Genomic DNA, 10,925 nt, shown 5'->3' on the forward strand with positions numbered 1-10,925 from the left:
GAGAATAAACCGAACATAAAAAAGCATGGATGCCCTCAACTTTCAACTTACACTTAGGCCGACAGTATGCACGGATTTAGAAACACATTATCAGTTTCAGCTTGATGAAGAAGCAAATTATCTCGCCGCATTTACCTCAAGTACTTCTTCAGACAAAGAAGCTTACCTTGAGAAATATGCTAAATTTCTCAATGAGCCAAGTATAAACAATCAAACGATTCTGGTTGATGGGACAATTGTAGGAAGTATTGCGAAGTTTGTTATTGATGGTGATGCTGAGATCACTTATTGGATTGACCGGAAATTCTGGGGACGTGGAATTGCAACAAAGGCGCTTAAAGAACTTCTTTCATTTGAAACAAGCCGTCCGATTTATGGGCGTGTCGCTTTCGATAATATCGGTTCTCAAAAAGTACTGGAAAATTGTGGTTTTGTTAAGGTTGGTACAGACCGAGGTTTTGCTAATGCACGCCAAATCGAAATCGAGGAATTTATTTATAGATTAGATGAATCAGTGATTTGATCAGCCTATTTATTACCAGCTTTCTTCTTAGTACATTTTGCATTTACGTTCCGGGCCTAACAAGAATACTCCAGTCTTAATACGGCTTATCGGACACACTACTAAACGCACTATTTATGATCGTCTTTATCGGAAAAGATCGCCTTTAACTTTTCTTCTAAATCTTTTCCCCTGAGGTCTCGGTATATAATTTTTCCTGTGGGATCCAATAAGAAGCTTGCTGGTATGGAATTTATGCCATAACGTTTTGCTGCTTGGCTATCCCAACCTTTTAAATCAGATACTTGTGGCCAACTGAGCTTATCATCTGCAATTGCTTTCATCCATTGTTCGCGTTGAGCCGCCTTGTCCAGGGATACTCCTAAGATCTCGAATCCCGAATCTTTGTATTTATTGTAAAGCGCTACAAGATTTGGATTTTCCTCACGGCATGGTCCACACCAACTAGCCCAAAAGTCTACTAATAGATACTTTCCTCGGAATTCAGCCAGTTTTACAGTCGTACCCATTTGCGTTTGTAGTTCAAGATCGGGGGCAATCTGTCCAACTTTCGTCCTGATCGACGATTCTAATTGCATGGGTATCTCTTTGGCCAAAGGGTAGCTTCTGAGCTCCTCCGCTAAACCGCTGTATATCCCTTTAACCTCTTCTATAAATTTCTCCTGTCCAGCAACAAAGGATAAACTGATTAAACTAAGGTAAGACGATGGATGTTGGCGAGCAAATGCTAAATGAACGCTATACAGGTCATCCATTAATCCCTTTTCCCGATCAATAAAAGCTTCCCGTACTTTAGGATCGCTCTGTTGATTAGCTGAAAGTGCATAAAATTCTTTATTAAGTGCTGTAAATTTATCATCTACAACGCTTCGCATTTTTTTTAAAGCATCTTGGTCGAGATTAATTTGAGACCCGCTAATTACAATGTTCTTCAAGGAGTCGCTTGCTCGCATTTCCATAGTCACAGGCTCAAGGTAAAAACGAAAAAAATCCATTTGCTCGTTGCGAGCTGGTCTATTTACATATGGATTTTTATTGAGATATAACGATGATGAAACAGGATAGTATACGGTTCCCGAAAATGAAAAATTTCCTCCTCTGGAAAAAGTGGAATCCACGACAGACTTACCTTCTATTTCGTAGATCAAAAATACTTTAGCACCATCCTGCAGTGGGGGTATTGTGCCATTAATTTGATAGCGATTTTGCCCACAAACGAGGAAAGGAAGCGTAAGAGCCACTACTAGCAATCCTGCCCGAATTCTCATAATATAAAGTCTATTTTCAGTTAATTTACGAACCTAAATATACGGAATTTTTCTGTTCTAAACCAGTCACTATTTAGTATAATCCATGGTATATACCCGATAAAACAATTTGACAGGTGTTTTCTGCCATAAAAGAGGTAATAGATAAGTTATTAATTTGTGTGTTTTACCAAACTTTTGCATCTTTGCGTATTAGCACCAATATTTAACAAATCACCTTTATATTAACTTAAAGCTGTAAAATGCAAGACGAGATCATTAAGCACACGAAGAAAATTTATAAAACCGCAAAGGAGCCAAAGCATAGTCTCACCGAAAAATTGAAAGAAATATCCATTGAGATCTTCATTATCGTTTTTGCAGTATCACTTTCGATATGGCTTCACGGTTGGAGTGAGCATAGGCATGAACAACAAGAAGTAAAAGAATTTTTGGAGGACCTAAAAGTCGATCTCGAAAAAGATGTCCACGACTTAGAAAAGCAAAATTCCTACCTAACGAACACAGCGGAAGGATGTAAATTTTACGGGGAATTAAACCAACAAAAAATTGATAGCTTGGTGAAAGTCAACCCAAATGACCGTATTAAGATGAACCTTAATCCGATCTTTAAGATCAGAAATACTGGAAATTATGAAGGATTTCGATCTAGTGGAAAAATCGGTCTCATTAAGGATCGAAAATTAAAAACAGGAATTTTGGAATATTATCAAACCGTAGTACCATCAAAAGACGATTGGCAAACCTACTATAACTCATTGGTTTTTAATCTCGCAGATGAGCTGGTATCCGTTCCCAATGCAAATATCAATCCTGATTTAATGTACAAAGCAATTAACGCATCGCCAAAAGTAAAAGGGATTCTTATCAATGCAGCATCTCAAGCAAATATGATTATTCAGCTGAATGATCAGGTGATTAAATCTGCCAAAGAAATCATTGCCGAAATTGAGCATAACAACGAATAAATCGGTTTAAAATGAGTGTGTAATGCCTTACCAATAAAAAAAAGACTTCTTTTAAAGTTTTAAAAGAAGTCTTTTTTACTTGTTATAGATATTATCTCATTGGATTTTCACTATTATCTGTCATCGATTTCCATACGCATTTCCAGAAGATTTGGTTTAAATCCTGCCTTTGCATAGGCTTTTATTGCACTGGTATTTTCTTCATAAACCTGAAGTCTTACTTCCGAGATATTTCTTTCTTTTGCCCAATCGATCAATCGGTGTAAAATCATCTTGTTGATACCCTGACCTCGATATTCTGGCCTAACGTACATAAAACCAAGATAAGCATACTTTTCATACTTTTGATAAGGTTTTGCATCCAATAATTTCGCATATCCTGATCCGACAAGTTGATCGTCAACAACTGCGACAAGGACTTCAGCCTCCCTAGACTTAATCAATTCGAGGAGATCATAATAATGAATTTCGCCTGGCTTTAATGTGTTATCAAAAGGTCGTTCCGCTTCAACGATCCCTTGTTCAAACTCAATTAACACATTGATTTCGCTTTCTTTTGCTTGTCTGATGATTATTTCCATAATTAATATTCTGCGTCTATTATTCCGCCTTTTTCGGGCTATATCCACTGCTGGCAAACTACAAATCGCATAGCAACTGTAGTATTATTTTCATATTTTAAGTTCTAATTAGAAGGAACTTCGGAGCCTTTTTCACCTTTTCTACAAGTTACATATTTATCACTTATAACGGAGGGGCTACTTATCAAGAATATGGAACTCTCGTTTTTCCAATAATCCATTTTTGTATAGTTCAGTATAAATCAACGGTCCTCTTTTTCTTGTGTTGATTATTGGTTCCCCCGTTTCTTCATTATATTCCTGCAATAATTTATAATACTTCCATTTGCCATCAGGAAGCCCTCCTTTATACCTTGCTTCCAAGTACGTATACGAATCTGTAAATGATGGATATTCTTGTAAGTCCACAAACCGATTTGTTTTAAATTCGATCCATTTTCCTTCTTTATGGTGATTTTTAATTGAGCCCTGTTCTTCATCTGTTTTATATAATCCATTCTGATCATAGTATCTGACAAATGTTCCGTTGCTTAAGAGCTGAAATTGATAAACAGGTTTTTGCCTAAAGGGATTCTCATTAAATTCATAATCCCGCAATGAGATTATAAAATTTTTATCGATATAGAATAGTGTATAGTCTGTGAATCCCATTTCTCCCTCATGATGAAGATAAATTCTTCTTATATCAACCGGCTTCCCATTCTTTACTGAAATTAAATATATTTTTTCTATGAATGGTTCACTATAGCGGACAGCGTTATAAATGGCCAGAAAATGAAGCGAATAATCCCCATAACGGAGGAAATTGGAGGCAAGTTTAATCTGATTATATTCTTTGCCGATATCTTGCTCAAATGGAAAAGAAACATCATATGCTTCGGGTATCGTTACGAGATTGTTTTTGATTGATTGATCAAATTTTAATGCATAGCGATTTCCTAAACCACGGTGATCTTGCATAGCCGACAATACGGAATCGACAGGTAGTTGTTTTGAAATATTTGAATACCCAAATGGAAGCGTTATACAATTCCTTTTATCCGTATTAAAAAAGTTAGATCCTTCAACTGATGCAGGTATATTTAAATTCTTATATCCGGTTTGTGCTTTGCTGTAGTTGGAAACAAGTACAAGCACAAGAAGGATAAAGGTTTTATTAATTTTACTAAACATATACTCTTTAGTTGTTCACATTGATCTTAACATTGCTCCATGAGTTTTCAGGCAAACTGAGTCATCATCTCCTATCTAACCTGAAAAGCTATCTCCTTCGCTTTTTTTAATGTTTCTTCGATATTTTCACACAAAATCTTGGGAATAAAATCCTCTCTTGGCATTCCGTTGATATGATACAATCTTTCCGTTGGGAATTGGAATCCAATTTTTGTTTCTGTGAGACGGAAGTTTGAAATTGCGCCTAATAGCCCGGCCATAGGTGTGCCAATAACTGTCGCTCTATCAAGCGCGTCAAAACCTATAGCTATCCCTTCGCCCATACTTCCTGTCCAGTGCCCCACGAGGATATACACATTACCCTTGAAGATTTCCTTACGTGGACTTACATACTCTACCCAATGTCGTTTTGTGTCATAATCCTTCTCATCAAATTCGTGAATTTGATAAGGTAGAACTTTATTGACAAACCGCCCCATAATGGCCCTCGCAACCGTTGAATTTCCACCGCTAGGAGTTTCAGTCAAATCCAAAATAAGGTTTTTATTAGAAATCAAACTGTCAAGCGTCTTATCAAATTCAGCGATCAAGTTATTATTTCCCAGTGAATTATTGATTTTGATATAGGCTGTGTTTCCATTTATAATTTTATAATACAACAATTCATTCCGATTGCCATAGCTTACCGGTTCAAATGTTTTACGTTCGCCGTTTTCAACGACAGTAATCACGCGTTTCTTATCATGAGTTCCCGCAAAAAGCATATCTAAAGCATACTGATACATCTTTGGACTGTAATGATCTGTAAATCGAGGTAAGAAACTTTTTAACTGTTCATCGATTGCTTTTCCGTTGAAAAGAGTTACTTGCATACCAATTTTTAACCCAGCTAAATCTGCACCAAAACCTTTTCTTAAGTCTTTTATTAAATATTTGTTTCCATTTTTTTCGACACGTAGGTCGGACCATGATGGAATTATCCTGTTTGATGTATTAAGATTTGTGCTTAACGACGAATGTCCATTGTACAGCTCATTCAACGTATTTTCAAGCAACTGAATAAACTCGTTGTCATTTGTAACTTTTTCTACTTGTGAAGAATAAATTTCTTTGACTTTATTCCAGTCGATATTTTGCCTTTCTAAATAAGCATAATGTTTATTGATATCAGACCAAAACTCATAAAAATCCTTTTGGTATTTGGTTTGGGCGAAAATATTATTCTTTGTTAAAAATAAGAATACTATAGTAAAAATTGCTTTAGTCAATAGGCTTAATTTCATTGTTGTGTTCTTGAAGTGGTATTTCATTGGTCCAACCATAGCAAAAATAATAAAACCGGTGTTAAAATACTGAATCTTTTGAAAGCATTACTTTTTTCGTAATCTCTTTGTATAGATTTATAACTTGGAAAATCCTGGTGTTGTGATTCAGCAATTAAGCTGTTAACATCCCATTGGAGTTTTGATAATGATTAATTTGGTAACTTTTTTACCGTTATCTTTAAGACGACATGCGATCCGTAAGAAATAACGGCTTATACCGACTGCTGATGGATATTCAGATGGCGATTTTACTTTAGCCAAAAGTTTAAACCATTCTTCACCACACTGCTCTTTTGCTTTTTGTTTCAACTCGTCCATAGATACGCTGGGAAAGGTCCGATGATCCTGATCAGTATATTCTTCACTTAGAAAAAGGCCATTCCCATTTTGTTTTAAAGGCTTCCAGTCTGAGTTAAAATGTTTCCATTCGGTAAGATCACAATGGGGACCTTCATTCATAATAGTTACGCTGGTTTCATAGCGTTGTTCCACCTTCAAGTCACGGACCTGATCACTTAAAATAGAAATATAAGTTCCCTCGATGCTTTCCCCGACTTCTGCTTCGATTTCTACGGTATCACGTTGTAGTCGATCCATCCTTTCTGGATCAAAAATGGCCATACCTTGAATCGAAACGACAAATTCATTGAACTTTATGGATGTTGTTGTCTTAACCTCATTCGTGGTATGCGAGGCGGGGACCGTATCTATCTGCTGCCTGGATATCACTACTTCTCCGTCAATAGGATGTTCTGATTGCTTAACATCCCGTTTTTGTAGGGGTACGCTAGGATTGTTACAAGAGCAAATTGCAGCAACAGTTAGCATGATGATATTTTGTTGTATGTTCATCTCTATACCTTAGTTTGTATTTTCTTTGCTTAACCGGGCAGTGTAGTACGCAAACTGCTTCATATTTTCATTGGCAACTTTTTTAAGCGTATAAGCTTTTATGATAATCGTCATGCTATCGATCCATCTGATGTTTTCCACCGCCCAATTGTCCGTTTCAAAACTGTTGTATTCGGAAAGTTTGATCCGGAAAGGAGCCTTTTCTTTGCGGACAGCAAGTACCCCTATAAAGCAACTATTCGCAGCATAGACCTCATTATAATAATAAGCAAGAAAATCTCCGTTTGGAGATGGAATTGGTATTTCAACTGCACCGTCGCCGACTGAAGCAATTGTATGTTGACTACCGTTGATGCTATCGAGTAAAACTAAATCGCTAAAACCTAATGATTCAGCAACATGATTGCTTACGAGAATATGCATTTTCAGTTTGGGAAGATAGCCTTTATACGCCCAACCCTTAAATCCATCACCATAACCGGCTGAAAAACTATATTTCCTGAACTTTAGCTTGCCTTTGCCTGTAGGAATCACAAAGCTTTTCCGTTCAACAGCAGGAGTTTTATTGATAATGTTGGAGCTAAATGCTTTATGATAGTCTTCTGGTGTAGCTGCTTTGATTACTAATTTGGGAAGGCTATCATAGCGATCTCCATAACCTACTGTCAAATTTGGTGTAGATTGACCGTAAACAAGGTTTATCGAAAAAAGAAATATCAATAGCGATTTCATAATTATTTCTGGATTTTAGTAAAAACAGGATTCCATCTAAGATAACCCTCCCTGCGTTGCATGATGAAATAGATCTATTGTTTGTTCAAAAGTGACATCATGAATCGATCATCGTGTAAAGATAGGCCACAAGCCGCAAAAGTTTAAGACCATTTAATATTTGCATGTGGCGATTTATTATTCGCTATTTCTTTAAAGGATGAAGACTTGACGCTGTTGTATTACTATACAACTCTCCTGTTTTATCCCAACATTTGATCCTCTTGAAAACGATGACTTCGACTCATCGTCACTAGTCCAGCAGAGTGGCAACTAACAGTACGATAGTGGGTTTTTCCAAACAATCGCGAATCAAAATGAGTTTACAATGCTGTTTTATTATGGGATTGACAGATTGATCAATTTCGCTTAAAGACGGTATTCCCTTCTTTGATTGTTTCAATTACTTTGATGTCCCGTAATTTTTGGGGATTAATTGTTAATGGATTTTGATCCAAAATAACCAAATCAGCTAGTTTTCCTTTTTTAAGAGACCCTTTATCTTTTTCTTCCTGATACTGATAGGCGGCGTTGATGGTAATTGCTTTGAGCGCGTCCCTGACATCAATACGTTCATCTGGCCCCAACAACATTCCCGAACGTGTCGTCCGATTGACTGCAGCATACACCCCGGTCAATAGATCTGGAGGTGTTACTGGGCTATCATGATGGATGGTAAACAGTATTCCCGCTTTTTTTGCCGACTGAGCTGGACTAATAAACGTCGCACGTTTGGGACCAAAAACACTTTGATAGTGCCAATCTCCCCATAAGTAAACATGGGATGAAAAATAGGAAGGAATAACACCGATATCTTTTATCTTGGCGATATGATCGGGGCGGCTGTTCTGCACATGTATCAAGGTTGCCCTAAGCTCAGGCTTATAAATTCCTTCGGCTTTCAATCTGCCGATCACACGAAGTGCCTGATCAATAGCCGCATCGCCATTAACATGTAGTTGTGCCGTAATATGATTTGAAAACACTGTCTTTAAATCATTGTAGAGGGTCTGGTCCGAAAAGATTGGAAAGCCTTTGTAATCTGCCGATTGACCTTCTGGTGGAACCAGGTATGGTTCTGTCAACCAGGCTGTCTTCCCCTGAGGCGAACCATCATCCGAAAATTTAAATCCACCAAATTTCAAACGCTTTTCGTATTTCATGTAATTGGGTTTAAAGGATTTCCATTCGGCTTTGTTTGCTTCAAAATCCGGAAAATAAACCACATCTGCCTTTAGAAGATTTTTCGAAGCTGCTTCCTTCAACAGGCCAACCCCCACTCCCATCGAACGTCCGTCACAGATTGTTGTCTGCCCATAACTAAGCAATTCGTCTTGCGCTTTGACAAAATCTTTTAGGGATTGAGATAGCTCATTTTTGGCCTGTTGAGGCTTGGGAATCATATTCGTCAACTTCACCAGTGCGGCAAAAGAGGCATTTTCTTCTAGTTTGCCGTTTAGTCGATTATCAGGGCTTCGGCCGTAATGTCCCCCCTCCGGGTCTTTCACATTTTCGGTAATACCTAATAACTTCAACATCGCACTATTGGCAACACTTGCATGACCAGAAGCATGAATGACAATAATCGGATTTGTCGTACTGATCGCATCCAATTCCTGACGAGTCGGATGGCGATGCTCACGCATGATAGCATCGTCGTAACCATTTCCTAATACAGGAACAGAAGCGCCTAATTTTGTTCGCTTAATAACTGATAATATAGTCTTTTGAAGATCTGGTATTGAATTAACGGTACCATAGGGACTGGGCGATAAATCTATTGCCTGTTGCATTCCTGCTCTTGAAGTGATATGGCCATGGGCATCAATAAAGCCAGGCAGTAAAGTTTTTCCCTTTAAATCGATCTGTTTCGTGTTTTCTCCTACATAGGGGGCCGCTTCTTTCCGGCTACCGACGAAAAGAATTTTCCCGCCTTTTACTACTAACGCATCTACCTGGGGAAAATCATCTTCCATCGTAATAATATTTCCACCAAAATAGAACGTATCCCCTTTTTGCTGACTGCTCTTACAGCTTAAAATAAAAAAGGGTAAAAGGAAAAATAGATATTTTGTAATAATTGCCATGTGAGAGGTTAACTGTACTGATGAATAACAACAGAAAACAGTTAATTGTTTCGCAGCTCTTTGCTGGGTAACAGCCGGTAGAAGAAATGCGCATCTAGATGCGCATTTTCGATTAAAGCAGAATCGGTAACAGTTGATCTAGACTTTCTACCTGCAGGAAATTGCTTGGTTTAACGTCATCACAAGCTTGCTCATGTGTCCAAGTCACATGGTAAGGGACATGTATTGCCTGTCCCCCCAATGCCAAAACAGGCAGAACATCGGAGTTGATTGAATTTCCGATCATGATAAAATTTTCAGCGGGGCATTCAATTTTTCTTAATAATTTTGAGTAATCGTCATTTTTCTTGTTACTCATAATTTCCACATGATGGAAGTACTTTTGGAGACCCGAATTTTTCAGCTTTCTTTCCTGATCCAAAAGGTCGCCTTTTGTGGCTACGATTAGCTTATAATGTGCACTCAGCCTTACCAACGTATCTTCAACACCTTCCAATAATTCAATCGGCATCTTTAATAAATCTTGTCCAATCGCTATGATTTTGTTTATTGTCTTCAGCGATAACTGTCCTGCCGAAATACGGCTGGCAGTCTCTATCATACAAAGAATAAAGCCTTTCACACCATACCCATAGAGGGACAGGTTATTCATTTCTGTTTCAAATAATTCTTTTGATACTGCATGCTGTGGAAGATAATTTTCTAACAGTGCACAAAAATCATGTTCTGCTTTTTGAAAATATGGTTCGTTTACCCATAATGTATCATCTGCATCGAATGCGATGACTTTAATGGCAGTTTTATTGATAATCATTCTAATTTTAATTCAATTTAAGTAGTTTACTTGATCTTGATGCCATTATATTGTTCCCATAACCCGGTCAAGTTTAGGTCTGAATCATATACGGCATTAAAAGCAAACAGTTTTCCCTTAGCCACATAATCATAAATATAAAGATCGGTTAAAGGGGTCGGAATAGATTCCAGTTCGTCTGCAGCGATCCATTCGAGGTCACCCTCATTACAATAGGGGGCCTCTACATATTCGATATCGGATACATATACATAGCTGATCCAATTGTAATTGATCGGTGATGTTTCGGTTAACATGCCACAAAATTGTTTTGACGTGATATGGATCCCTGTTTCTTCCATGACTTCACGAACTACCGCATCATCCGGGTTTTCAAATGGGTCTAATTTCCCACCAACGGGAACATACATATCTTTATTGGGTTCTTTAAGGCGCTTTAACAATAGAAACTTATCTTTATTTCTTAATATACATAGTGTGGCTACACGCTTCAAACCTGTCACTTCAGTGCTCATTTCTTTTCTGTTTGTAACAAAAATAGAAAATGTTGCGAGAGTCTTCAA

General features: G+C 37.6%; 11 protein-coding genes. 2 read left to right on the forward strand and 9 right to left on the reverse strand.

The features are described 5' to 3' along the window. Positions 1–25: 25 nt before the first annotated feature. The gene (locus B3600_RS01865) at positions 26–523 is read left to right on the forward strand and encodes a GNAT family N-acetyltransferase (RefSeq protein ID WP_286751892.1); all 498 of its coding nucleotides are present in this window, start codon (positions 26–28) and stop codon (positions 521–523) included. Positions 524–633: 110 nt separating this feature from the next. Here the strand turns inward: B3600_RS01865 and B3600_RS01870 are convergent, their stop codons facing one another. Next, positions 634–1,791, reverse strand: a complete 1,158-nt coding sequence (locus tag B3600_RS01870; protein WP_286751893.1) for a TlpA disulfide reductase family protein — start codon at positions 1,789–1,791, stop codon at positions 634–636. A gap of 242 nt (positions 1,792–2,033) precedes the next feature. On the opposite strand from B3600_RS01870, the gene B3600_RS01875 reads away from it, so the two are divergent. Next, complete coding sequence (locus tag B3600_RS01875; protein ID WP_286751894.1) at positions 2,034–2,759, forward strand: DUF6090 family protein; 726 nt, start codon at positions 2,034–2,036, stop codon at positions 2,757–2,759. A 113-nt stretch (positions 2,760–2,872) separates the two neighbouring features. Here the strand turns inward: B3600_RS01875 and B3600_RS01880 are convergent, their stop codons facing one another. From B3600_RS01880 to B3600_RS01915, 8 genes are all read right to left on the reverse strand, one after another. Next, a complete protein-coding gene (locus B3600_RS01880; protein ID WP_286751895.1) occupies positions 2,873–3,340 on the reverse strand; it encodes a GNAT family N-acetyltransferase in 468 nt (155 codons plus the stop codon). A 177-nt stretch (positions 3,341–3,517) separates the two neighbouring features. Further along, positions 3,518–4,513, reverse strand: coding sequence for a hypothetical protein (locus tag B3600_RS01885; RefSeq protein ID WP_286751896.1), 996 nt, complete (start codon positions 4,511–4,513; stop codon positions 3,518–3,520). 71 nt (positions 4,514–4,584) lie between these two features. After that, positions 4,585–5,796: a S41 family peptidase gene (locus tag B3600_RS01890; protein WP_286751897.1), complete on the reverse strand. Its 1,212-nt coding sequence runs from the start codon at positions 5,794–5,796 to the stop codon at positions 4,585–4,587. A gap of 162 nt (positions 5,797–5,958) precedes the next feature. Continuing rightward, on the reverse strand, positions 5,959–6,690 hold the full coding sequence (locus B3600_RS01895; RefSeq protein WP_286751898.1) for a hypothetical protein: 732 nt from the start codon (positions 6,688–6,690) through the stop codon (positions 5,959–5,961). Between the two features lie 9 nt (positions 6,691–6,699). Further along, the gene (locus B3600_RS01900) at positions 6,700–7,422 is read right to left on the reverse strand and encodes a hypothetical protein (RefSeq protein WP_286751899.1); all 723 of its coding nucleotides are present in this window, start codon (positions 7,420–7,422) and stop codon (positions 6,700–6,702) included. A gap of 398 nt (positions 7,423–7,820) precedes the next feature. After that, positions 7,821–9,548 (reverse strand): amidohydrolase, encoded by a 1,728-nt coding sequence (locus B3600_RS01905; protein ID WP_286751900.1) that lies wholly within the window; start codon positions 9,546–9,548, stop codon positions 7,821–7,823. Between the two features lie 112 nt (positions 9,549–9,660). Further along, a complete protein-coding gene (locus B3600_RS01910) occupies positions 9,661–10,362 on the reverse strand; it encodes an HAD family hydrolase (protein ID WP_115048702.1) in 702 nt (233 codons plus the stop codon). A 26-nt stretch (positions 10,363–10,388) separates the two neighbouring features. Further along, on the reverse strand, positions 10,389–10,877 hold the full coding sequence (locus B3600_RS01915) for an NUDIX hydrolase (RefSeq protein ID WP_286751901.1): 489 nt from the start codon (positions 10,875–10,877) through the stop codon (positions 10,389–10,391). Positions 10,878–10,925 lie beyond the last annotated feature (48 nt).

The organism is Sphingobacterium sp. UBA2480 (assembly GCF_002341965.1).
GTDB lineage: Bacteria > Bacteroidota > Bacteroidia > Sphingobacteriales > Sphingobacteriaceae > Sphingobacterium > Sphingobacterium multivorum.

What these genes read in the sequence shown, in the direction of transcription:
- B3600_RS01875 (WP_286751894.1), top strand. Translation starts at nt 2,034, where the DNA reads ATGCAAGACGAGATCATTAAGCACACGAAGAAAATTTATAAAACCGCA.
- B3600_RS01905 (WP_286751900.1), bottom strand. Translation starts at nt 9,548, where the DNA reads ATGGCAATTATTACAAAATATCTATTTTTCCTTTTACCCTTTTTTATT.
- B3600_RS01895 (WP_286751898.1), bottom strand. Translation starts at nt 6,690, where the DNA reads ATGAACATACAACAAAATATCATCATGCTAACTGTTGCTGCAATTTGC.
- B3600_RS01900 (WP_286751899.1), bottom strand. Translation starts at nt 7,422, where the DNA reads ATGAAATCGCTATTGATATTTCTTTTTTCGATAAACCTTGTTTACGGT.
- B3600_RS01865 (WP_286751892.1), top strand. Translation starts at nt 26, where the DNA reads ATGGATGCCCTCAACTTTCAACTTACACTTAGGCCGACAGTATGCACG.
- B3600_RS01870 (WP_286751893.1), bottom strand. Translation starts at nt 1,791, where the DNA reads ATGAGAATTCGGGCAGGATTGCTAGTAGTGGCTCTTACGCTTCCTTTC.
- B3600_RS01885 (WP_286751896.1), bottom strand. Translation starts at nt 4,513, where the DNA reads ATGTTTAGTAAAATTAATAAAACCTTTATCCTTCTTGTGCTTGTACTT.
- B3600_RS01880 (WP_286751895.1), bottom strand. Translation starts at nt 3,340, where the DNA reads ATGGAAATAATCATCAGACAAGCAAAAGAAAGCGAAATCAATGTGTTA.
- B3600_RS01910 (WP_115048702.1), bottom strand. Translation starts at nt 10,362, where the DNA reads ATGATTATCAATAAAACTGCCATTAAAGTCATCGCATTCGATGCAGAT.
- B3600_RS01890 (WP_286751897.1), bottom strand. Translation starts at nt 5,796, where the DNA reads ATGAAATTAAGCCTATTGACTAAAGCAATTTTTACTATAGTATTCTTA.
- B3600_RS01915 (WP_286751901.1), bottom strand. Translation starts at nt 10,877, where the DNA reads ATGAGCACTGAAGTGACAGGTTTGAAGCGTGTAGCCACACTATGTATA.